At 62.3% G+C, this 21,653-nt stretch carries 18 protein-coding genes and 6 pseudogenes; 13 read left to right on the top strand and 11 right to left on the bottom strand.

Going from position 1 to position 21,653, the window contains the following annotated elements; genetic code table 11:
- Window positions 1-265: 265 nt before the first annotated feature.
- Both HN018_RS27275 and HN018_RS28985 read left to right on the top strand, forming a co-directional pair.
- Window positions 266-2,032, top strand: coding sequence for a putative bifunctional diguanylate cyclase/phosphodiesterase (locus HN018_RS27275; RefSeq protein WP_171837317.1), 1,767 nt, complete (start codon window positions 266-268; stop codon window positions 2,030-2,032).
- A 142-nt stretch (window positions 2,033-2,174) separates the two neighbouring features.
- Window positions 2,175-2,479, top strand: a pseudogene (locus HN018_RS28985) (transposase); the annotation flags it as partial.
- Window positions 2,480-2,622: 143 nt separating this feature from the next.
- On the opposite strand, the gene HN018_RS27265 reads toward HN018_RS28985, so the two are convergent.
- From HN018_RS27265 to HN018_RS29690, 3 genes and pseudogenes are all read right to left on the bottom strand, one after another.
- A complete protein-coding gene (locus tag HN018_RS27265; protein WP_172443607.1) occupies window positions 2,623-3,297 on the bottom strand; it encodes an IS6 family transposase in 675 nt (224 codons plus the stop codon).
- 66 nt (window positions 3,298-3,363) lie between these two features.
- Window positions 3,364-3,972, bottom strand: a pseudogene (locus HN018_RS27260) (KUP/HAK/KT family potassium transporter); the annotation flags it as partial.
- Window positions 3,973-4,099: 127 nt separating this feature from the next.
- Window positions 4,100-4,174 carry a hypothetical protein gene (locus HN018_RS29690; RefSeq protein WP_408886861.1) on the bottom strand — a complete coding sequence of 25 codons (75 nt, stop codon included), beginning with the start codon at window positions 4,172-4,174 and terminating at the stop codon, window positions 4,100-4,102.
- Between the two features lie 243 nt (window positions 4,175-4,417).
- On the opposite strand from HN018_RS29690, the gene HN018_RS27255 reads away from it, so the two are divergent.
- The 4 genes from HN018_RS27255 (at window position 4,418) to HN018_RS27245 (ending at window position 8,387) form a co-directional block, all read left to right on the top strand.
- Window positions 4,418-5,092, top strand: coding sequence for an IS6 family transposase (locus HN018_RS27255; RefSeq protein ID WP_172443619.1), 675 nt, complete (start codon window positions 4,418-4,420; stop codon window positions 5,090-5,092).
- A gap of 1,019 nt (window positions 5,093-6,111) precedes the next feature.
- A complete protein-coding gene (locus HN018_RS28980; protein WP_338034060.1) occupies window positions 6,112-6,339 on the top strand; it encodes a DUF6356 family protein in 228 nt (75 codons plus the stop codon).
- Window positions 6,340-6,439: 100 nt separating this feature from the next.
- Complete coding sequence (locus tag HN018_RS27250) at window positions 6,440-6,919, top strand: Lrp/AsnC family transcriptional regulator (protein WP_171837418.1); 480 nt, start codon at window positions 6,440-6,442, stop codon at window positions 6,917-6,919.
- A 28-nt stretch (window positions 6,920-6,947) separates the two neighbouring features.
- On the top strand, window positions 6,948-8,387 hold the full coding sequence (locus HN018_RS27245) for an FAD/NAD(P)-binding protein (protein ID WP_171837417.1): 1,440 nt from the start codon (window positions 6,948-6,950) through the stop codon (window positions 8,385-8,387).
- On the opposite strand, the pseudogene HN018_RS27240 reads toward HN018_RS27245, so the two are convergent.
- A pseudogene (locus HN018_RS27240) lies at window positions 8,384-8,806 on the bottom strand (cation diffusion facilitator family transporter); the annotation flags it as partial. The gene HN018_RS27245 and the pseudogene HN018_RS27240 overlap by 4 nt on opposite strands.
- An 87-nt stretch (window positions 8,807-8,893) precedes the next feature.
- Here HN018_RS27240 and HN018_RS27235 point away from each other — a divergent pair.
- Both HN018_RS27235 and HN018_RS27230 read left to right on the top strand, forming a co-directional pair.
- A pseudogene (locus HN018_RS27235) lies at window positions 8,894-9,859 on the top strand (IS5 family transposase).
- Window positions 9,860-9,937: 78 nt separating this feature from the next.
- Window positions 9,938-10,863, top strand: a pseudogene (locus HN018_RS27230) (IS5 family transposase).
- Window positions 10,864-10,885: 22 nt separating this feature from the next.
- Here the strand turns inward: HN018_RS27230 and HN018_RS27225 are convergent.
- Genes HN018_RS27225 through HN018_RS27210 form a run of 4 tightly spaced genes read right to left on the bottom strand, consistent with a single transcriptional unit; the run spans window position 10,886 to window position 14,999 of the window.
- Entirely contained in the window at window positions 10,886-11,812 is a 927-nt protein-coding gene (locus HN018_RS27225; protein WP_171837415.1) for a hydroxymethylglutaryl-CoA lyase, read from the bottom strand.
- 43 nt (window positions 11,813-11,855) lie between these two features.
- Window positions 11,856-13,247, bottom strand: a complete 1,392-nt coding sequence (locus tag HN018_RS27220) for a tripartite tricarboxylate transporter permease (RefSeq protein ID WP_171837414.1) — start codon at window positions 13,245-13,247, stop codon at window positions 11,856-11,858.
- Window positions 13,244-13,729, bottom strand: coding sequence for a hypothetical protein (locus HN018_RS27215; RefSeq protein ID WP_204259811.1), 486 nt, complete (start codon window positions 13,727-13,729; stop codon window positions 13,244-13,246). Before HN018_RS27215 ends, HN018_RS27220 begins: the two co-directional genes overlap by 4 nt.
- Window positions 13,722-14,999 carry a hydroxymethylglutaryl-CoA reductase, degradative gene (locus HN018_RS27210; RefSeq protein WP_171837413.1) on the bottom strand — a complete coding sequence of 426 codons (1,278 nt, stop codon included), beginning with the start codon at window positions 14,997-14,999 and terminating at the stop codon, window positions 13,722-13,724. Before HN018_RS27210 ends, HN018_RS27215 begins: the two co-directional genes overlap by 8 nt.
- Window positions 15,000-15,152: 153 nt before the next feature.
- Here HN018_RS27210 and HN018_RS27205 point away from each other — a divergent pair, with 153 nt between their 5' ends.
- The 3 genes from HN018_RS27205 to HN018_RS29685 all read left to right on the top strand — a co-directional run bounded on the left by HN018_RS27205 (window position 15,153) and on the right by HN018_RS29685 (window position 17,418).
- Entirely contained in the window at window positions 15,153-16,553 is a 1,401-nt protein-coding gene (locus HN018_RS27205) for an aminotransferase-like domain-containing protein (protein ID WP_171837412.1), read from the top strand.
- A gap of 306 nt (window positions 16,554-16,859) precedes the next feature.
- The gene (locus HN018_RS27195) at window positions 16,860-17,321 is read left to right on the top strand and encodes a helix-turn-helix domain-containing protein (protein ID WP_171837410.1); all 462 of its coding nucleotides are present in this window, start codon (window positions 16,860-16,862) and stop codon (window positions 17,319-17,321) included.
- Window positions 17,278-17,418 carry a hypothetical protein gene (locus HN018_RS29685; protein ID WP_408886860.1) on the top strand — a complete coding sequence of 47 codons (141 nt, stop codon included), beginning with the start codon at window positions 17,278-17,280 and terminating at the stop codon, window positions 17,416-17,418. The genes HN018_RS27195 and HN018_RS29685 overlap by 44 nt, the downstream gene beginning before the upstream one ends.
- A gap of 32 nt (window positions 17,419-17,450) precedes the next feature.
- On the opposite strand, the gene tnpC is transcribed toward HN018_RS29685, so the two are convergent.
- The 3 genes from tnpC to tnpA all read right to left on the bottom strand — a co-directional run bounded on the left by tnpC (window position 17,451) and on the right by tnpA (window position 19,909).
- Entirely contained in the window at window positions 17,451-19,094 is a 1,644-nt protein-coding gene (gene tnpC / locus HN018_RS27190; RefSeq protein ID WP_171837086.1) for an IS66 family transposase, read from the bottom strand.
- Between the two features lie 60 nt (window positions 19,095-19,154).
- On the bottom strand, window positions 19,155-19,436 hold the full coding sequence (gene tnpB / locus HN018_RS27185; protein ID WP_338034028.1) for an IS66 family insertion sequence element accessory protein TnpB: 282 nt from the start codon (window positions 19,434-19,436) through the stop codon (window positions 19,155-19,157).
- A 62-nt stretch (window positions 19,437-19,498) separates the two neighbouring features.
- On the bottom strand, window positions 19,499-19,909 hold the full coding sequence (gene tnpA, locus HN018_RS27180) for an IS66-like element accessory protein TnpA (RefSeq protein WP_172443548.1): 411 nt from the start codon (window positions 19,907-19,909) through the stop codon (window positions 19,499-19,501).
- Between the two features lie 182 nt (window positions 19,910-20,091).
- On the opposite strand from tnpA, the pseudogene HN018_RS27175 reads away from it, so the two are divergent.
- Together HN018_RS27175 and HN018_RS27170 are read left to right on the top strand one after the other, a co-directional pair.
- A pseudogene (locus HN018_RS27175) lies at window positions 20,092-20,480 on the top strand (transposase); the annotation flags it as partial.
- Window positions 20,481-20,549: 69 nt separating this feature from the next.
- Window positions 20,550-21,584, top strand: a complete 1,035-nt coding sequence (locus HN018_RS27170; protein ID WP_171837663.1) for an IS630 family transposase — start codon at window positions 20,550-20,552, stop codon at window positions 21,582-21,584.
- The last annotated feature ends 69 nt before the right edge of the window (window positions 21,585-21,653 follow it).

The raw sequence follows: 21,653 nt of genomic DNA, 5'->3' as shown, positions 1-21,653 counted from the left end.
TGCCACCAAGCGGCAAAGCTGCGTATCCCCTATATCGTCTAACAATAGATAAACGTATGCTGTTAACAAATGATTCAAGTTGGGCAGAATGGTAATCCCAGATAGGCATGTTCCGTGCTCCATCCCGTCGTCGGCATCGTGTTTTTTAGCTTGCGCCGGCGGAGAAAGGGCTGGGCTCTTGGGTAGGCCGAACCCCATTGCACGGTCCGTTTCGGGCGACCTATGCCCCTTGCCTGATCTCCAACGGGAGTTAGCGCGTTCCAAAATGATGACCGATCAAACGGAACGGCTTGGCTTGATCGGACGTTGGTCGCTGGATATCGACACGATGGCGCTAACTTGGTCGGATGGGGTTTACCGTATCTTCAACGTGGCATTGGTAGAGCCGATAACCTTTGAGCGGGTAATCGCGTGCTATTCCGGACTTCTTCAGGCCCAACTCAAAAAGGCAATTGTCGAAGCGATCTCGTCCGGCCAACCATTTGATCTTACCTTGACTTTCAGACTGCCCAGTGGAACGAATCGATGGCAGCGATGGATTGGCGAGATTGAGCCAAGTGGCGGCGGAACGCGGTATCTCGTCGGCGTGTTGATTGACGTTACCGCGGAAAAGCAGGCCGAGGCCCACCTTCTGCATCTTGCAACGCACGACCCGTTGACTGGCCTCGCCAATCGCCGTCTCCTGACCGAAACGTTACAGAATCGGGTAGATTCCGGCAAACGTTCTAATAGTATGATCGTGGTCATGCTAGACATCGACTACTTCAAGCCCATCAACGACCTGTATGGCCATACCGCTGGCGATACGCTGTTGGTAGAAGTAGCCCGTCGGCTCCAGGTCTTCGTCCGCCCAGACGACTTGGTCGGCCGTCTCGGCGGCGATGAGTTTGTCCTTGTTCTCGATGGCGCGGCGGACGCAAAGGGTCGCCTCGACGGGATACTCCGAATTTTTGATGACGAGATCCGGGTTTTGGCAGCGGATCAAGTTATCAGCCTGACAATCAGCGTTAGCGTTGGAGCAGTCGTTTCTCGCGGAGAGTGCATAAGCCCAGATACGATGTTCCGCCGTGCCGATATTGCCCTCTACGAGGCGAAGGCTCGAGGACGAGGTCAGGCCTGCGTATTTAAACGAAGCTTGGGGGTGGAAACGGAGCGGCGCGTCAATTTGCTCGAGGAAGTCCGTCTTGGGCTCCGTCGCGATGAATTCGACGTATACTATCAACCGATCATTGATCTTCGCACGTCTGAGGTCCGGGGTTTTGAAGCCCTGGTGCGATGGCAACATCCGACCCGCGGCCTACTGACGCCCGCAGCGTTCTCTGCAGCGCTAGAGGACCATGCCCTTTCGGCCAAGATCGGCGCCTTCGTCCTCGATCGCAGCCTTGGACAATTGCGCCAATGGACCAACCAGTCCATTCCGGTATTGTGCGTCAACGTGAACATTTCTCGCAGTCAGCTTCAGAGCGGCGACGAACTATCCCGCCAAGTCGTCGCCTTGCTCAAGAAGTATGACTTAAGTCCGGACAGGCTCAAGTTAGAGATTTTAGAAAGCGCGTTCCTTGGTGACCGTGCCGACGCCGTAGCCGATGTGCTGAGGCAACTGCGGCAATTCGGAGTTATTTCGGCACTAGACGATTTTGGTACCGGCTACGCGTCGCTTACCCACCTAAAGACGTTTGACGTCGGACGGATCAAGATCGACAGATCATTTATTTCCGGCCTTGAAGAACAGCAAAGTAATCGCGTGATCACCCAAGCTATTATCGACCTTGGTGCGAACCTCGGTATGCGGGTCGTCGCCGAAGGTGTTGAGACACTTGAGCAATTAAAGGTCCTCGTTGCGGGAAACTGCGATTGCGGTCAGGGCTACCTGTTCAGTCGGCCAATGCCGGGGGGCGAAGTTCCTGGTTTTCTTGCAAGATGGCGGCACTATGGGCATCGGATGCTGCTAAATGCCGGCAGCGGTATGCCAGAAGTTCGTTTAGCGAAAGAATACGATCGCCATCGGCACTTAGGTTTTGAGAAGACATAATTGCTTCAGCACTTGTGACTTCGCGGCTCGATGGTACACTTCGATTCGCCGTGGTAGTCAGAGGTTACTCGGGTAATTTGCACAGCGGGATAAGTGGATTGCCGATTTGACGGCGGCCATGCTGGCCGCGAGCACGAGGCAGATGAGCAAGCGACCGCGCCGGAACCACAGCCCGGCGTTCAAGGCCAAGGTGGCCTTGGCCGCTATCAAGGGCGAGAAGACGCTGGGCGAGCTGGCGCAGCAGTATGACGTGCATCCGAACCTCATCAACCAATAGCGGTCACGGCTGCTGGAGGCCGCGGCGGACGTGTTCGGGACCGACCCGTTACCCGCGGAGCCGGTCGACATGACGGTGCTGCACGCCAAGATTGGCGGGCTGACGCTGGCGAATGATTTTTTGGCCGGTGCGCTCGGAAAGGCCGGTCTGTTACCGAGCGCAAAGCGATGTACCGGCCCCGGTTGATGAGACACCATGAAGGAGCCTACGCGGCGAGTGCCGCGGGTGAAGCGGGGTTTGTCGGACCGCCGCCGGTGTTGGTTCTGTTGCAAAGTTTCGTCGTGTCTGAGTATGTGCTGGGACTTTGGTTTTTCTACCCTGCGAGGGAGTAGAACTGCTGCGCTGGACGCAGCTTTGCTGTCGAACGTAACTGACCCTTGCGGATCATGTGCATGATCTCGATGCCGGCAATGGTGGTCGCCGCTGACCAGAAATTCTTGAAGCCGAGCATTGGCCGGGTGATCCGTTTGATCGCCCGGTGGTCCTGCTCGACGAGGTTGTTGAGATACTTGACTTGGCGCATTTTGATCCCGGCGTCATGCTCGGTGTTGTAGCTGTCAACCGCCGCGGTGTTGGCGCCGCTCTTGTCGATGGTGATCGTGCGGGGAGCCCTATGTCGGGTGATAGCCTTGCACAGGAAACGCAGCGCCGCCTTGCGATCGCGCTTGGCGGTCAACAGGAAGTCCACTGTGGCACCCGCCTTGTCGACTGCACGATACAGATACTTCCACACGCCCTTGATCCGTATGTAGGTCTCATCCATCCGCCAACTGCCGCCGATCGGACGTTTGCGGGCCACGAAGGCCTTCTCCAGCAACGGCACATACCTGAGCACCCAGCGATGCAGCGTCGTGTGGTCGACCTCCACGCCACGCTCCCCCATCATCTCTTCAACCTGGCGGTAGCTCAACGGATACGCCACGTACCAGCGAACACCCCACAAGATGATGTCGCGCTCGAAGTGGCTGCCTTTGAACGCAATCGACATCGTCTCCAGATCCATAACCGTTGCCGTTAGCCATCACGCACCGGTCGATCGAAACTTTGCAACAGAACCGCCCCAGCCGTGATGGATCAGGAAATGCGCGCCGTAGAGCGGGTCGATGGCAGCCAGTACACCGGGGAAGCGGGCAATGGCGATGACGCCGATCACGGCGATCACCGTGAACCAGACGAGCATGATCGGGCCGAACAATTTGCTGAGTTTCGCGGTGCCGAGCGATTGGGCGACGAACAGACCGACCAGGATCGCAACGGCCAGCGGCACTACGTATGGCTTGAAGGTGTCGGTAGCGACGTTGAGACCTTCGAGCGCGCTCAGCACGGAGATTGCCGGGGTGATAATGCCGTCGCCGTAGATCAAGGCGGCGCCAAACAGGCCGGCGGCGATCAGCAGACTGCCGCGATGCAGCAGCCCACTCTTGTCGTTGGGTTTGAGCAGCGACATCAGCGCCAGGATGCCGCCTTCACCCTGGTTGTCGGCGCGCATGACGATCAGGCAGTACTTAATGGAGATGGTGGTGATCAGCGCCCAGATGATTAGCGAGAGGCTGCCGAACGCGATCTCCGGGCTGATCTTGCCGCCAGCGTCGCCGACCACGGTCTGGAAGGTATAAAGCGGGCTCGTGCCGAGATCGCCATAGACGATACCCAATGCGCCCAGCCCGGGGACGATCAGTCCGTTGGCCTTCTTGCTGTCCGACACGCGTCCCGCCTTTCCGTCTTCGGCCGCCAACTCCCGCCACCTCCAGCGCTGAATCAAACTTTTAGTCCGGTTGCTACCGGACCCCCTACTCGTTCGCCCCTCTCGTCTGCCTATCGCTCGCGCCCACCGGCTTTGACTCCGAGGAGTGGTCCTGCCGCAGAAAGATGCTGAGGACGATGTAGATACTGAACCACCCCGGGTTTCCCGGAGACCGATTGGGTTGAGTCTCTACGCGGCGATTGGCATGGGCTCAAGGGCTGCGTAGTAGGCGGCTTCAGCCTCGGCGGGCGGGATGTTGCCGATGGGCTCGAGGAGGCAACGGGTGTTGAACCAGGGTTCTGTCGCAATTTCGGGTAGCTACGATCTCGTATAGGATCCAAGCCTGGTTTGGGTTTGGTGGATGATGGCAATTGAGTTCAAGGGCAGCCACTTCGAGCGTGATGTGATCCTGTGGGGCGTGCGCTGGTATGTGGTGTATCCGCTGAGCTACCGCCAAATCGAGGAGATGATGCAGGAGCGGGGCGTCGAGGTCGACCACTCGACGCTGCATCGCTGGGTGCTCAAGTATGTCCCGAAGTTGGAGAAGGCGTTCCTGACACGCAAGCGCCCGGTCGGTGGCAGCTGGCGGATGGACGAGACCTACGTGCGCATCAAGGGCGTGTGGAAGTATCTGTATCGCGCCGTTGATAAAGCCGGTGCCACGGTAGACTTCTTTCTGACAGCACGACGCGACCGCAAGGCGGCGCTGCGCTTCCTGCGCAAGGGTGCTGGCCGCCATGGTGTTCCCCAGAAGGTCACCATCGACAAGAGCGGTGCCAACACCGCAGCAATCGAGAGCTACAACATCGAATATGATGCTACCATCGAGATCCGCCGGATCAAGTTTCTCAACAACATCGTCGAGCAAGACCACCGGGCGATCAAACGAATGACCAGGCCGATGCTGGGTTTCAAGAGTTTCTGGTCAGCACGGATCACCCTGGCCGGCATCGAGATCATGCACATGATCCGTAAGGGACAACTGCACTCGACAGGAAAGCTGCGTCCAGCGCAGCAGTTCTACTCCCTTGCAGAATAATACATTTCAATAGTCCCAAGACCAGCTCAAACAGTCCGAAAATTTGCGACAGAACCGGAAAAACTGCCTAGCCTCTCGGCCAAGGATTACTCCGGCCTGGTGGCCGCCGCGAATGCAGCAGGCGGCCACCACATATATGGAGGCAGCATGAACATGGACGGCATGATCATGCCTCCTACCCCGGAAACGGACTCGAGCAATCGTGCATCGACCTCGCAACACTGATCGGCAAGAGCTACCCGATCACGAACTATGTTCTCCATCGAAGCTGTGCGCTGCGCTGATGATGTTGGTCGAGATGATGTGGGACGTCGGGTGGAGCTTGGTTCTCGGCTTCGTCCTGCCCGGCGTCATCCAGAAGTGGTGTCGCAGGAGCCGACGAGCAGCGTCTTCGGCTTCAACGGGATCCGCGAGGTCGCCTTGGCGGCCGCTTCGATGCTGCGAGCTCAAACTACTCCTACACGCCTACCATGGTCAGCCGCACCCTCTTCCAAGCAAGGTGCGGCGCTGACGCCCTCGTTGGCCTCCCTGTTCTCATCGACCAACTTCGTTATCGAACTGCGTATAACTCCTCACCTGCTCCTTGGCTGACAGTTTACCGCTGCCGAATGGACCGGCAGTGTCGTCCCGCTTTCCGCCACTCTCTGGTCCACACGGATCCAGTCGGCGGTGTATTAGCCCTTTTCTATGCCGGTCTGATCGTGCTGCCACTGTTCGTGCTAGGGGCAGCAGCGACCGCTGCCGGTCGCCTCCTCCAAGTCGCGACCTGTTTCGCGCACTTCGTCGACGTCCCACAACGCTGACTCAAAGCCATTCCGCTGGGCTAAATGCGCCGACGAAATCCTTGCTGCCGTTCAAGGCTTCTGCACCACAAACAATGAAGTCAGGACGACCTTAGAATCAGGGCCCTTGATCAAATATTTTCCCAAAAGATGACCAAAAAGAATGGAAATTTGGGATATTTATAGCCGACTGCCGCAATAGGCTTTCGATGCTCGGTCGCCCGCAAGAAAGGTTTTATGATGCTCAGAAAGATCTTCCTGGATCATCCAAGAACGGTCGATGAAAGCTATATGGAGCACTTGCAGGTGGCTTCATCGTTTGGTTTTACCATGATCGTGGCTGGCTTCGCCTGCCTGTTGCACGGGATCATCCCCATATTCTTTACCAGAACTGGGAGCAGTGCCGTGCGGAGGCTGCACGAGCGCATGGTAACGTCTCGCGTCGCTCGGTCGACAATCATTTGACCGCCTGCGTGTCGCACTGGTTCGGCGAACCATGTCATATTGGTGGAAGATATCCCACTAACTTGCGATCATGTGGGAAGATTTCGCAGGAAGATGGTATATGGTGGATTTCGATCAATTCGACGCGCGGATCCTGAACCGCCTCCAGTTCAACGCGACCGACACCGTCGCTGAGTTAGCCAATCTGACCGGTTTATCCAGCAACGCCTGCTGGCGAAGGGTGAAAAATCTGGAAGCAGCCGGGGTGATCCGGCAGCGCGTCGCCCTGCTTGACGCTGCCAAGCTGAATCTAGGAACAACCGTCTTCGTCAGTATTCGGACAAACCAGCACAACGAGGTTTGGCTGAAAAGTTTTTCGGAAACGGTAATCGCTATCCCGGAAGTCGTGGAATTTTACCGGATGAGCGGCAAGGTCGACTACCTGCTCAAAATCGTGGTTTCTGACATCCCCCACTACGACCGTGTCTACAGGAAGCTAATCCGGCTGATGAGTCTGTACGACGTGAACTCCAACTTCGCCATGGAGCAACTGAAATGCACGACTGTCCTCCCCCTGAGCCAGATCGAGTCGCGCTCTTGAGCCCGGCAGCCGGAGCTTGAGGTATGCTTTGAGCTCGCGGCAAGAGTCAGTCCCCGTCAGGCACGTCGTCATCGTTGGCGCCGGCTTCAGCGGGACCCTTGCAGCACTCAAGCTTCTGACCAGCGACCCCACCTTGCACATCCACCTCGTAGACAGTTCTGAGCACGTTGGTCGCGGCCTCGCCTATGGCGCCTGCGCGCCGCAGCATCTTCTGAACGTGCCGGTGAACCGTCTCGAGGTCGGGTTGACGCCTGGTTTCGGCCAGTGGCTTTCCGGCCGTTGCGACGTTCTTGAAGAAAACTTCGGAAGCCTTGCAGACGCCTTCCTGCCGCGCGCGTTGTTCGGCGACTACATGGAGGAGCGCCTGCAAGAGGCGCTGGCCGCGGCACCCGCCCGGCTGACTGTGATTCGCAGCGAGGTGGTGTCGCTTCTCGAGCTTCCCAGACGGGGCGTCCTGCTGCGGGACGGACGTGAGATCCCGGTCGACGTGATCGTGCTGGCGACTGGCAACCTGCCACCTCGGGCGCCGCTGCCACCACAATCGCCCGTCAGGGACGACCGTGCTTACGTGCCCGATCCCTGGGCCCCGCGAGCACTGGACGGCATCGACCCGGACCGTCTCGTCGTGTTGGTAGGCACCGGGCTCACCATGGTCGACACCGTCATGAGACTGAGGGGCGAGGGGCATCGCGGACAAATTCATGCGGTATCCCGGCGAGGGCTGACGCCCCTTGACCATCGTTCCGGCGGAGCCTGGCCGCCTTTCGTCGACCTTTCGGTGGCTCGCAGCCCGCTTGCTATCATGAGGCAGATCCGGTCGGCTGCGACGATGGCTGCAGCGCAGGACGTTCCCTGGCAGCGCGTGATCGACGCGGTCCGGCCGATGACGAGCAGGATCTGGACCGAGTGGAGCAAGAACGAGCGGCGGCGGTTCCTTCGGCACCTCCGCCCGTATTGGGACGCCCATCGGCACAGGCTGGCGCCGCGCGTTGCCCGCCGGCTGCATGAGGCGCTCTCGAGCGGCAGCCTGACGATCTGGTCCGGCGGCATCGTCGACTGTCGTCCGCGGGACGGCGGCTTGGACGTTGACGTGAGGCCGCACGGGAGCTCGACCCCCAGCACGCTTGAAGCCAGCCGGATGATCAACTGCACCGGGCCTCGGACCGATTATGCCTCAATCGGCATGCCATTGTTCGCCGATTTGCGCCGGCGCGGCTTAGTGCAGCCGGACGAACTGGCACTTGGCATTGAAACCGACGGGTGCGCCGCATGTGGGCGCGATGGTCATCCGTCGTCCTGGCTCTTCGCCGTCGGCCCACTGACCCGCCCCGCCTGGTGGGAGATCACTGCGGTTCCGGAGATCGCGGCCCAGATCGACCATTTCGTTTCGGCGCTTACCAGCACGGCGTTAGACGCCGACCGCGCGTCGTTGGCCGCAACCTTCATCGACCTCGGCGCCGGCATCTAGGCTCGCTGGACCTCAACTGTGACATGAGAAAGAGCGGGAAACTGGGTGAGGAGCCGATGATAATGCTCGGGTTGCTGGGACGGACGGTCTGTCACGATCGAGAGGATTGCGCCGAGATGCCCTGGCCCGAGGCGCCAGAGATGGAAATCTGCAAGTTGATCTCCTTCCGCTTCAATGGCTTGGCGTACGGCGCGGTCGATGCGTTGGTCGGGGATCATGTCGAGCAGGATGGCCCCGGTATTGCGGACGAGCCCATACGACCAGACGGCGATCACCCCGGCGCCGATCAAACCTGCCAGCGGGTCCATCCATAACCAACCGAAAGCACGGGCGAGCAGCAGGCCAACGATGACCAATACGGAAACTGCGGCGTCGGCCAGCACATGAACGATCGCGGCACGAAGGTTGTTGTCATGATGTGCGAGTGTGGTGCATAGATCACTTTGGCGTTGGCTGGGGTAAGATGATGGCGGGGCCGTTCCCCATCGTTGTCCGGGGTGGTTGTCGTGCCGTTCAAAGCCAATGCCGAGCGTCGCCATCACATTCCCAAGCAGCGGCATCGTGCCACGAACTCGGCTGCCTATGATGCAGGCCTGCGTCAACGCGGCAGTCTGACGGTCTAGTTCACCGACGCGGCGATCGCGGCTTGGAAAGCTGAGCCGCGAACCACGCGAGGCGGTCAGTCGCGCTATACGGCCCTGGCCATCGCAACGGCGCTGACGCTGAGGTCGGTGTTCCGTTTGGCGCTGCGGCAGACCGAAGGGCTGATCGGTTCCATCATCACTCTGCTTGGCCTCGATCTCGCCGTGCCGGACCATACCACCTTGAGCCGTCGGGCCGAGAGCCTGGACGTGGTTCGCCCTCGGCCGGGCTCCGGTCCTGTGCACCTGCTGGTGGACAGCACGGGGCTGAAGCTTTGCGGCTCCGGCGAATGGCTGCTCGAGAAACACGGCACGAAGACTAGGCGCTCGTGGCGCAAGCTGCACATCGCCGTGGACGCCGATACCGGACGGATCGCGGCCGCTACGGTCACGACCAATGACGTCGACGATGCCTCGCAGGTCGGCCCCTTGCTCGATCAAGTAGATGGCCCAGTCGCGTCGTTCACCGCCGACGGTGCTTACGATCAAGACGGCGTCTACGGCGAAGTCGTGTCGCGACATCCCGAGGCGTCCGTCATCGTCCCACCACGCTCGAGCGCTGTGCCGAGCGAAACAGCGCAGACCGCACCCACGATGCGAGACCGTCACCTGCAGACCATCGCCGAGCGCGGCCGAATGGCTTGGCAGAAGGCTGCTGGCTACAACTGGCGAGCGCTGGTGGAGGCCGACATCAGCCGTTTCAAACGGGTCGTAGGTGATGGTCTACGATCGCGCACCGATCAGCGTCGGGCGACCGAGGTCGCGATTGCCGTCAATGCACTGAACCAAATGCTCGAACTCGGACGTCCAGAGTATGTCCGCCTCCCGTGACAACGAGACGAGTTGGCCAAACTCCAACCGATTTCTGATCTGTGCAACACAGTCTCCCGCCGCCACCACATCCCGAAGATGCGTCGTCGGGTGACGAACTGGCCGGCCTATGAGGCTGGCCTGCGGCGGCGTGGCGATCTGACTTTATGGCTGGACAAGGCGGCCCTGGCCGGATGGCACGCCCCGCGTCGGACGACACGAGGGGGTCAGCCGGTCTACGCCGAGGTGGCGATCGAGTTGGTGCTGACGCTGCGGCTCGTCTTCCATCTGGCTCTACGTCAGGTCGAAGGTTTTGCGCGCTCGGTCCTGCGCCTGCTCGGGCTGGATCTCCGCGTGCCTGACCATTCGACCCTGAGCCGACGGGGGCGTGCCTTTGCGGGACGTCAACCGCGTGCAGGACGGCATGAGGAACCCGTTCATGTCGTGCTGGACGGCACGGGCCTGCAGGTGTTCGGGGAGGGCTAGTGGGATGCCGAGAAGCACGGCCGCACACCCAGGCAGTGGCGCAAGCTGCATCTCGGCGTCGATGCAGAGACCGGTGAGATCGTGGCGCACAGCCTGACCGACAAGGATACCGGCGATATCCCAGAGGTTGCAGGTCTGCTGGCAACGGTGGAGGGGCCGATCGCCAGCGTGATCGCCGACGGCGCCTATGACGGGGCGTCCGTCTACGACGCTGCCGCCGCACGCCAGCACAGCCCGCCACCTCATATCGTCATCCCGCCGAGAGCCTCTTCGATCGTCAACGCTGACGCCGACATTCGGAGCATTCGCGATCGTCATGTCCGATACATTAACGAGAAGGGACGCCTAGCTTGGCAGAAGGCCAACGGTTACGGCCGACGCAGCCTCGTGGAGACAACGATCGGTCGCTACGAACACACCATCGGCTCGAAGCTCAGGGCACGGTCGACTGCCGGTCAGAAAGGCGAGGTCGCCATCGCCGTCCGCGCCTCAACCGAATGATCCAAATCGCCAAGCCGGTCTCCGTTCCCATCGTCTGACGTGATCTCCAGGTCGGGCTACTCAACGCACCAATCCGATCCGTGCATCAACCCTACGCGCCAAGGCTAGCTTCGATCCTGGTAGTCGTCCCAGAACACCTGAAATAAAAGTTCCCGCCTCAACTACGCCGTCGATGTCGACCCCGCTCTCGATGCCAAGCCCGTTCAGCATGTAGACAAGGTCCTCGGTCGCCAGATTACCACTTGCGCCAACCGCATACGGGCATCCGCCTAAGCCGGACACCGCGCTGTCCACCACCGACACTCCCGCTTCCAGGCAAGCCAAAACGTTGGCGAGCGCCTGACCACAGGTGTCATGGAAATGCACGGCTAGCTGCTCCATTGGCATGCTGCCCGCGACGGCCGTGAGCATCGCTTGCGCCTTACCAGGCGTGCCGATGCCGATTGTATCGCCGAGCGAGACCTCATAGCAGCCAAGCGCCGCCAACCGCGTCGCGACCTCCACCACCGCCGCGACTGCGACCGCACCCTCGTAAGGACAGCCCAGCACGCAGGAGACATAGCCGCGCACGCGCATCCCAGCCGCAGACGCTGCGTCGCAGACCGGCTCGAACCGCGCCAGGCTCTTGGTAATCGAGCAATTGGTGTTGCGCTGCGCGAAGCTCTCCGACGCGGAGGTGAACACCGCGACCTCTCGCACGCCCGCCGCGACCGCCGCCTCAAAACCCTGTCGGTTCGGCACCAGCACGGTGTAGCTGGTGCCCGACCGGCGTTGCAGCCGGGCGAACACCTCTGCAGTTCCTGCCATTTGCGGCACCCACCGCGGCGAGACGAAGCTGCCGGCCTCAATCGAGGATAGCCCCGCCATCGCCAGCCGCTCGATCAGCGCTACCCGATCTTTGACCGAGACCGTATGCGCCTCGTTCTGTAAGCCGTCTCGCGGTCCGACCTCGACGATGCGCACCCGCTCGGCGAATTGGTAGGACATCAGCATTGTTCCTCTGCTTGGGAGGCGTTAGCCAAGTGTGGCCTTAATGCCCTGAGAGCAGCTTCACCAGCGCCGGCACGCTCAGGACCGCGACATAGTAGCCCATGAACTGCACGCCGGTGTTGAGCCCGAGGGTGCGATACAGCAGCCCACCGATCAGCCCGACCGCGAGGATGACCAAGAGCGCCAGAATCCCGCCCTCCCACACGCCAATCACCAGCACCAAGCCGACGAAGGTGGCGATGATCGCTTCGTGGCTCAGCCGCCGAGCGACAAAGGCGGCGGAACTGCGGGCGTAGTTCATCACAAACGGGTAGGCGACAAGCGAGGCCAGCGCGACGGCGAGCAATCCGTAGCCCAGGAAGTCCCAGGCAGAGAGTAGGGTGTGCAAGTTATTCGCCTGCCCCGAGCCGGCGTTGACCGTGAAGCGCGGCGGCGCATTGAACAGCGGCGCCGCCGGCCCTGCCGCAACCGGACTTAGTGGCAGTCCAAATGCTATAAGCGGGATCAGCGCCTCCGCGATATAGGTCGCCTCGGTCACTCCATTTCGAACCGCCACCACAGTGGTCAACCGATGGTAGGGATGCTTGATCCTGGAACCAACGATTTCGCCCATGATGACGGTCATCGCGACTGGACTGAACACAAAGGTGGCCGAGCAAACCGCCGCGGTCAGCATCGTCCAGCCGACCTGTACTTTGTCAAGCACCCGGAACGGGTTAGGAAAATAACCGCCCCACGCCTTCACATCTGGCGCGAGCGCGAAGCTGCGCGGTCGGTCGCGCCGCATACGCGCCCGCTCCGCCGGTGCGAGCACCAGCACCAAGTCCGTGATCAGCGGCCCGATTGCAATGCCGAGGAAGTAGCTGACGCTAAGCTTGATGCCGTGGCTGACGGTAAACGTCTGCAACGCCACGATCACCAGCACGAACGGCACCAAGGCCACGACCGATGCCCATCGCCCGGCCGAGAGCCAGGCGACCGCAACCGCCGCAAACAGGAACAACGATGGCGCCGCCCGCGTGATTAGCGACCCGAACGGCGCCAGTAACACCGCGAACAGCACCGCCAGCGGCACCGCGATGAACGCGGCGATGATGCCGCCGGAGATCATCTTGCGAAGCGCGACGTGCGGCACGCCGAGATTGCGCAGCGCCGTCGCCTGCTGCATCAGCGGCACCGCCATGGTGTCGCCCGGAATGCCGAGCAGCGCTGTCGGGATCGCGTGGGTCATGTGCTTGGCAACCGCGCTCGCAAGCCAGAAAGTGAACACTCCCGCCGGCGGTACCCCGAGCAGCACCACGAGCAGCGTCACCGGCGCGATGGTGGTCGTCTCGTCGGTGCCAGAAACCAAGCCGATCGCGCTAAATAGCACCGCGCCGAGCAGCCCCATCCCGATCGCGACCAGGACCTGTTGCAACAATCCGACGGTCATGCGCCCGGCCGCGGGATCGGCTTCGGGTCACCCGCCGCATCGCCTGAAAGCCCTTGCGCAAACAGCTCATAAAGCCCGAGCTCACGCAGTTCGCGCGCGACTGGTGCCGAAAGGTCCAACGCTGACCCCGTCCAGCCGGTCTCGAGCACGAGCTCGGCCATCGCCTCCTCGCGCCAAGCCAGGTTCGCCGACTGCTCGATGAGCGTGCGCTTCGGCGCGAACAATCTGGCGCAGATCGCCCCGCCGATCAGGCAGCCGACCAGTCCCGCCAGCATGGCGTAGGTACGTGCAAGCTGAGGCGTAGGGGCGATGCCGAGCAGCAGCCGATCGGCGAGCAGGAAGCAGGCGAGGCTCACCGTGCCGCCGATCACCACCGACTTGCCGAGATGGTTGAGGTCGAGGGTGTCGCCCCACAACTCAGCGAGCGGCCCGTGCCGTTGCATGTCCGGGACGGTGTCGAGCCTGGTCACCGCGTCAGCCACGGGTGCGCAACCTGTCCAGCTCCGCCGCCGCCACGTCCTGGCGCACCTGTCGCCGCTCGACCAGGATTGCCGCCAGCGCCCCGACCTCGTCGCCGACCGCACCGACCGCGATCGCCACGTTGTTGGCGTGCAGCCCCATGTGGCCCTGCTGGATGCCGACCGTCACCAGCGCCTTCATCGCGCCGAAGTTCTGCGCCAGCCCTACCGCGGCGATGACCCGTGCCAGCCCCGCCGCCGTGTCGACGCCGAGGATCGCCAGGCACGCCTGCGCCGTCGGATGGATCTTGGTCGCCCCGCCGACCAAGCCCACCGCCATGGGCAGCTCGATCGCGCCGACGAGCGACCCGTCGGCGGCCGCCTCCCAGGTTGTGAGGCTGGTGTAGCGGCCGTCGCGCGCCGCATAGGCATGGGCGCCGGCCTCAACCGCGCGGGTGTCGTTACCGGTCGCGAGCACCACGGCGGAGACGCCGTTCATCACCCCCTTGTTGTGCGTCGCCGCCCGATACGGGTCGGCGGCAGCGAACCGGTAGGCCGCGATCATGCTGTCCCGCACCCCAGCCCCGCCGATCGCCGCCAGCGGCCAAGTAGCCCGGGCGCGGGCCAGCCGGCGGTCGGCGAGGTTGGACAGGATGCGCAGGGAGACCTTGCCGCCCCCCCACTCCTCGATGAACGGCGCCAGCCGCTCGGCCATGGTGTTCACGGTGTTCGCCCCCATCGCGTCGCGGGTGTCGACGATCAGGTGGGTCACCACCATCGCCCCGCTCTCGGCGGCCACGATCCGCACCTCGAGGTCGCGAAAGCCGCCGCCAAGCCGCACCAGCATCGGGTCGCATGCATCGCACAGCGCCGCCACCTCCGCCTTGCGCTCGAGAATGCGGATACGCGCTGCCTGCGGATCAGAGACATCGACGAGCTGTACCTGCGCGATCATCTCGCCGCCCGAAACCGAGGTCGTGAACCCGCCCGCTTCGTAGCACTGCCGCGCCGAGTTACAGACCGCGGCGACGACGGAGGATTCCTCGGTCGCCATCGGCACCAGCACATCGCGTCCATCGACGCGCATGTTGGTCGCGATGCCGACGGGGATCGCGAACGTCGCCACCATGTTTTCGATCATGTGGTCGGCGACATGGCCTTCCAGGTTTCCCGGCTTGCCGAGCTGCCCGACCGCCGCCGCATCGAGTCCAGCGACGCGTTGGACGGTGTCGCGCCGCTCGTCCGGCGACATTTTGTGGAACCCGCTGATGCGGGAGCTGGCATCCTGAGCCATTGTGTCCTCCGCCCGTCCCGGCATGCCAGGCTATTCCGCTGGCTTGTGTCTACCGGTACAGCAAACGAAACTGGTCCGGTCCCGACCCCGGCGGCAAGGGACGGATAACGCATTTTTCGCCGGCCGCGTACCGGCCAAACGAGCGGGACACCGATGGAGCAGACAAGCGGAGATCGGCCGACTACGCGCATCGACGGGATCGTCGAGCGCTTCCGCCGGATGATCGAGGCGGGCCTGCTCAAGCCCGGCGAGCGTATCGCCTCCGTCCGCCAGGCCGCGGTCGACCATGCCGTGTCCAAGAACACAGTGGCCGAGGCCTATGACCGCCTGGTCGGCCTCGGCCATCTGGAGGCGCGGCCCGGCTCCGGCTATTTCGTCGCCGCCGGCGCCAGGCTCGCCCAATCCAGACCCTCGCCGCACGTCGCCGAGGCGCTCGATCTCGTCTCGCTCCTGCGCGAGCAACTCGACCATCACTACGATGTCCGACCCGGCGACGGCCGTCCGCCCGCCTCCTGGATGGCCGGCTCCAAACTAGGCTTGCAGTTCCGCCGCGCTCACTCGCATGCCGGCATCGAGTTCGGCTATGGCAGCTCCTGGGGCTACTTGCCGTTGCGCGAGCGCATCTGCCTGTCGCTCGCCGAACGCTCGGTCGTCTGCGCGCCCGAGCAGGTACTGCTCACCCAGGGCGCGAACCATGCACTCGACCTCATCATCCGCCACCTGCTCGAGCCCGGCGACGTAGTGTTCGTCGACGATCCCGGCTACTATCCGCTGTTTGGCAAACTGCGCCTCGCCAAGGTTCGCATGGTCGGCATCCGCCGACGCCCCGACGGACCGGACCTTGCCGACCTCGCAGACAACCTTGCGAAGGTCCGCCCCAAGCTCTTTTTTACCCAATCGCTTGCCCACAATCCGACCGGCGGCACCCTGTCGCTGCCGGTCGCCTACGGCGTGCTGCAGGCCGCCGAGCGGCACGGCTTCGCCATCGTCGAGGACGACGCCTTCGCCGACATTGTCTCGCCCGCCCGCCCCCGCCTCGCCGCCCTAGACGGCCTGAAGCGCGTACTCTACGTCGGCACCTTCGCGAAAACCTTGTCCGCGTCGCTGCGTGTTGGCTTCGTTGCCTCGAGCCCGGCTCTTGCCCAGGGCCTCGCCGACCTCAAGCTGCTCACCGTCGTCGCCACCTCGGACCATGTGGAACACTTCGTCTTCGACCTGATTGCCGACGGCCACTATCAGCGCCACCTCAGGCGCCTACGCGCCCGCGTGCAGGAGGTGACGACCAAGGCGATTGTGGACCTGGAGCGCGTGGGCTTGAAGCTCGCTCACCCGCGTGACGGCGGCTTCTATCTCTGGGCTGAGCTACCACTCGCCCTGGATGAGCTGCTCCTTTGCCGCCATGCGGCAGCGGACGGCATTTTTCTCGCCCCGGGCGGCGTCTTTAGTCCCGAACGCGCCCTTCGCCGCCCCGCCGCCATCCGTATCAATGTTGCTCACGCCAGCCAGCCACGGTTCCTGAGCTTCCTGCGGCATATGCTCGCCTCGGCCGATTGAGGCGGCTTATACCAATTCCGGATGACACTGACTCTCTGGGTGGAGGGATTCCCATCGGCCCTGATTTCTGACTCGATCGCGCGGTATCACGATTCGCAGGCAGGAGCAGGGCATGGGCGCGCCGGTCAAGATCACGCGGGATGAGTTCAAAGCGTCGGAGCTTCGTGCAGCATCGGCTAACAGCGCCGACGGCGCACAGGTTCGCCGCATCCTTGCGCTAGCCTTGGTGCTGGAAGCTTGGTCCCGTTGTGAGGCAGCGTCACTCAACGGTATGGATCATCAGACGCTGAGCGATTGGGTGCATCGGTGCATCGCTACAACTCGGCGGGCATCGAGGGCCTGAAGTCGCGCAAGAGCCCTGGCCGGAAGCAGCGGCTGAGCGAGGCGCAGAAGGCAGAGCTGCGCGCGCTGGTGATCCGGGGACCCGACCCCGCCATTTACAAGGTGGTGCGGTGGCGGTGCGTGGACCTGCGGGCGGAAATAGCGCGCCTGTGGTCGATCGAGGTGCATGAGAATACGATCGGCGCCTGGCTCGGCGAACTCGGCCTGACCCGGCTCCAGCCGCGGCCGGTGCATCCGAAGAAAAACCCTGAAGCGGAAGCGACTTTTAAAAAACTTTGCCAGTCTGGTGCATGCCAAGCTCACCGGCACCACGGCAAATACGCCGATAGAGATCTGGTTTCAGGACGAAGCCAGGGTCGGCCAGAAAGGCACCCACGCGTATATCTGGGCGCCGATCGGATCACGGCCATTGATGGTGCGCGGTAACCGGCACGACAATGCTTATCTGTTCGGGGCCATCTGCCCGGCGCGCGGCGTTGGTGCCGCGATGATTACCCCGACCGCCAATACCGAAATGATGTAACCATCCGCTGAGCACCGCGGCATCATGTCTGATCAGGCAGCGTGGCCGATCGCGGCGGTATTTGATTTAAGCCAGTGCCATGGCAGCAGATCATCGAGGCGTTGCACCGGATGTTCCGCGATGCGGGCCAGCACGTCAGCCAGCCAAGCCTGCGGGTCAACGTCGTTCATCTTGGCCGTGACGATCAAGCTGTACATGATTGCGGCACGCTGCCCGCCGCGATCCGAACCACAGAACAGCCAGGATTTTCGCCCAAGTGCGATGCCTCTCAGGGCGCGTTCGGCCGCGTTGTTGCTGAGGCAGATCCGTCCATCATCCGCAAACCGGGTAAACGCCGTCCAGCGTTTCAGCATGTAGTCGATGGCTTTGGCGATGTCGTTGCCACGCGCGAGCTTAGCCCGCTGCTGACCCAACCAGTCCTGCAGGTCCATCACCAGGGGAAGTGACGAGGCCTGCCGGATCGCCCGGCGCTCCTCGGCACTGTGGCCGTTGATGTCGCGTTCGATGTCGAACAGGGCGTCGATGCGTTGCACGGCTTCCAGGCAGATTGGCGACAGAACCGCTGGGGCCTTGCCGTGCGCCGCACGGCGCGCGCTGCCCGCAAGGTCGGCCAGCACGAAAAACTTCCGGCGCGCATGCGCCCAGCAGGCAGCTTCCACGATCGGCCCGGGTTTGCGTCCCGGTTCATAGAGCTTGCCATAGCCGCCATAAGCATCTGCCTGCAGGATGCCGGTGTAGGCTGCCAGATGGCCTTGCGGGTGTTCGCCGCCGCGATCGCGCGAGTAGTGGAACACAGCACCCGGCGGAGCGAGACCACCGAACGGCCGATCGTCGCGCACGTAGACCCACAGACGGGCGATGTCGGTCTTGCCGCGGGCCAGCACCGGCACCGTGGTGTCATCGCCATGCAGCCGTTCTGCCGCCATGACATGAGCAGCCAAGCGCCCAAACAGCGGCATCAGCACGGTTGTGCAGGCACCGACCTGGTCGGCCAGCGTCGACAGGCTGACCTCCACACCCTCGCGGGCATAGCGTTCTGCCTGACGGTTGAGCGGCTGATGCTGGCCGAACTTCTCGAACAGAATCATGGCCAGCAGGTTCGGTCCGGCCCAGCCGCGGGGCGTCACGTGGAATGGCGCCGGGGGCTGACTGATGCGCTCGCAATCGCGGCAGGAGAATTTCTCACGCACATGCTGGATGACTTTCCAGCTGCGCGGGACGACCTCCAGGGTCTCCGTGACGTCCTCCCCCAGCCTGGACAGGCGTGTGCCGCCGCAGCAGGCGCAGGCCGACGGACCTGCGATGACGACGCGCTCGCGAGGGAGGTGTTCGGGAAACGGGCGCCGGGCCGGGCGCTTGCGGGTAAAGCCGGTGACGGCTGTAGTCTTGGCCGCGGCGGCCTCGGCAGCCAGCTCGTCCTCGGTGGCCGATGCTTCCAGCTCTTCCAGCTGCAGTTCCATCTGCTCCAGCAGGCGGGCGGTGCGCTCCGAGCGTGGTCCGAAGCGGTCACGGTTCAGTTTCTCAATCTGCAGCTTGAGGTGGGCGATCAACGCCTGGTCGCTGGATTGCTGGGCTTGGGCCTCGGCTATGACCCGGGCGACGTCGGCACGTGCTGCCAGGAGCGCTGCCTTGAGCAGCTCGACCTCATCCGGCGGTGCGGCAAACTCGGCGTCCATGCCGAAGATTGAATCATGAACCAAGCCGCCGTGGTACTATTTTCGGCAGCTACCGATCCATTATCCTGCAGATTGTGGACGCCATGTCTGCCGCGGATTGCGCCAGTCGATCGCCTCCAGCAAATAACCCATCTGCGCCGCTGTCAGCGGCACTGCGCCATCCACCGTCTGCGGCCAAATGAAGCGCCCGCGATCCAGGCGCTTGGCATAGAGCGACAAACCGATGCCATCATGCCAGATCGCCTTGATCAGCGAACCACTGCGGCCCCTAAAAACAAAAACATCCCCAGCAAATGGATCTCGGCCAAGCCCTTCCTGCACCTGCAGAGCAAGACCGCGCATGCCCCGGCGCATGTCGGTATGGCCCGTCGCGATCCAGATCCGTACGCTCGCCGAAACCGGGATCACTCGCGCAGCGCCGCCAGCACGCGCCGCAACGCGCCGAGATTGACGTCGCTGCCAACGCGGACGTGTCGGCCATTGCCCAGCTCGATTTCGATGAGCCCGGACGTCGGCACGGATCGCATCGGCGCTACCGAGTGCGGTGCCGAATTGGATGGCATGGATTCCGTGGGAGCCACCCCGATCATCTGCACCGGCATGAACATCGCCATATCCGACGCCGCCCTCAGCACACCCTCACGCACCTGTCGTCGCCAGGTGAACAGAAGGCTTTCGCAAATATCATGGCGAGCCGCGACAGCGCGGATCGCAACACCAGGCTCCTGCGTCTCAGCAACAATGCGCAGCTTATCTGCCGTGCTCCAACGCCGCCGACCCTCACGCCCGGTGATGATCTCCATCACGCCATCCATCGAAACACCTCAAGCGCCACCTAAAGTAGCAACTTAAGGTGGCGACAGATTCACGCCCAGGCGGCCTTCAGCGGAGGGATACGAAATGATGAACCTGCATCTGGTAAAGGTGAGCGCGTGACCTGCCCCCGTAGAAGTGGGCCGCCGGATATGAGAGTTCCGGGGCATATGGAGGGGATCAGATGGGGCGCAAGCATCACAAGCCGGAGGAGATCGTCGGCAAGCTGCGGCAGGTCGAGGTGCTGACGGCACAGGGCAAGCCGGTGACTGAAGCGGTTCGGGCGATTGGGGTGACGGAGGCGACCTACTATCGGTGGCGCGCCGAGTATGGCGGCCTGAAGTTGGACCAGGTGAAGCGGCTGAAGCTGCTGGAGCAGGAGAATGGCCGCCTGCGTAGGGCGGTAGCGGACCTGACGCTCGAGAAGCTGGTGTTGAAGCAAGCCGCGTTGGGAAACTACTAGGCGCTGCTCGTCGTCGGGCGTGCGTGCAGCACGTGACGGCGACGCTGGACGTCTCGGAGCGCTTTGCCTGCCGGGTGCTGGATCAGCACCGCTCGACGCAGCGCAAAATGCTTACTCACAAGTCGGTGACATAGGCTACAATCCCTTGTACTAGTATCTGCCATTTGATACGGTCAGGCATGAAGAGAGATGGCCGAACTTTTGATCATGGGACGCTGGAAGCCATACGGCTGATGGCAGTTGAACGCGTTCGCGACGGTGAACGGCCGTCCTCTGTCGTAGCGTCGTATGGCTTCTGCCGGACCACGATCTACAAATGGCTCAGAGCAGCGTCAACGCCTGAACTGGGAGATGAGGCGCTGCATTCGACAAAGTCTCTGGGCCCGCCGCGCAGTCTGACGCCAAGTCAGGAGCAGCAGGTGTTCCTTTGGGTCAATGGGAAAGATCCTCGTCAGTATGGTCTGGATTTCGGTCTTTGGACGCGCTCCATGATCTCCGCTTTGATCGAGGAGAAGTTCGGCATCAAAATTGGCTTGACGGCAGTCGGCACCCTACTGGCGAGGCTGGAGCTCACGCCGCAGAAGCCGTTGCAGAGGGCTTATCAACGCGACCCTGAAGCCATCCAGACGTGGCAGCGTGATACGTTTCCTTCTATTGCCAGTAGAGCAAAAAGCGAGGGCGGCGAGATCTACTTCTGGGACGAATCGGGGTTCCGTGCCGATACGGTGCATGGGAAGACCTGGGGCAAGAAGGGACAAACACCGGTTGTCGAGCGCCCGGGTCAACGGCAGTCGATCAGCGCGGCATCAGCCGTCAACGCTCGCGGTGCGTTCTGGTATTGCACCTACCAGGGCGGCCTCAACGCGGAGCTGTTTATCGTCCTACTGAAGATGATGATGCGTAACCGCCGCAAGCCCGTTCATCTCGTAGTCGATGGTCTTCCAGCCCACAAGACAAAGCTCGTGAACGCCTACATCCAATCAACCAACGGGATGCTGACGCTTCACTTTCTTCCCGGCTACGCTCCCGATCTTAACCCGGACGAGCTCGTGTGGAGCCACATCAAGCGTACCGGTGTAGCCAGAACACCATTGCGGAAGGGCGATAGCTTGGGCGAGAAGATCGAGGGTCAGCTTGCCAAACTCAAACGTATGCCCAAGCTGGTGCGCTCATTCTTCAGAGTGGCAAGTGTAGCTTATATCACCGACTGCTGAGTAAAGTGGCGATAGGTTACCGCCCAGGCGGCTCTCGGCGGAGAGATACCTACTACCTCCACACCATCT

The organism is Lichenicola cladoniae, assembly GCF_013201075.1.
Lineage (GTDB): Bacteria > Pseudomonadota > Alphaproteobacteria > Acetobacterales > Acetobacteraceae > Lichenicola > Lichenicola cladoniae.
Note: the sequence above shows the minus strand (reverse complement) of the source record. Positions and strands in the feature narration are given on the sequence as shown.

What these genes read in the sequence shown, in the direction of transcription:
- HN018_RS27275 (WP_171837317.1), top strand. Translation starts at nt 266, where the DNA reads ATGATGACCGATCAAACGGAACGGCTTGGCTTGATCGGACGTTGGTCG.
- HN018_RS27265 (WP_172443607.1), bottom strand. Translation starts at nt 3,297, where the DNA reads ATGTCGATTGCGTTCAAAGGCAGCCACTTCGAGCGCGACATCATCTTG.
- HN018_RS27255 (WP_172443619.1), top strand. Translation starts at nt 4,418, where the DNA reads ATGGCAATTGAGTTCAAGGGCAGCCACTTCGAGCGTGATGTGATCCTG.
- HN018_RS28980 (WP_338034060.1), top strand. Translation starts at nt 6,112, where the DNA reads ATGATGCTCAGAAAGATCTTCCTGGATCATCCAAGAACGGTCGATGAA.
- HN018_RS27250 (WP_171837418.1), top strand. Translation starts at nt 6,440, where the DNA reads ATGGTGGATTTCGATCAATTCGACGCGCGGATCCTGAACCGCCTCCAG.
- HN018_RS27225 (WP_171837415.1), bottom strand. Translation starts at nt 11,812, where the DNA reads ATGTCCTACCAATTCGCCGAGCGGGTGCGCATCGTCGAGGTCGGACCG.
- HN018_RS27220 (WP_171837414.1), bottom strand. Translation starts at nt 13,247, where the DNA reads ATGACCGTCGGATTGTTGCAACAGGTCCTGGTCGCGATCGGGATGGGG.
- HN018_RS27210 (WP_171837413.1), bottom strand. Translation starts at nt 14,999, where the DNA reads ATGGCTCAGGATGCCAGCTCCCGCATCAGCGGGTTCCACAAAATGTCG.
- HN018_RS27205 (WP_171837412.1), top strand. Translation starts at nt 15,153, where the DNA reads ATGGAGCAGACAAGCGGAGATCGGCCGACTACGCGCATCGACGGGATC.
- tnpC (WP_171837086.1), bottom strand. Translation starts at nt 19,094, where the DNA reads ATGGACGCCGAGTTTGCCGCACCGCCGGATGAGGTCGAGCTGCTCAAG.
- tnpB (WP_338034028.1), bottom strand. Translation starts at nt 19,436, where the DNA reads ATGCGCGGTCTTGCTCTGCAGGTGCAGGAAGGGCTTGGCCGAGATCCA.
- tnpA (WP_172443548.1), bottom strand. Translation starts at nt 19,909, where the DNA reads ATGGATGGCGTGATGGAGATCATCACCGGGCGTGAGGGTCGGCGGCGT.
- HN018_RS27170 (WP_171837663.1), top strand. Translation starts at nt 20,550, where the DNA reads ATGAAGAGAGATGGCCGAACTTTTGATCATGGGACGCTGGAAGCCATA.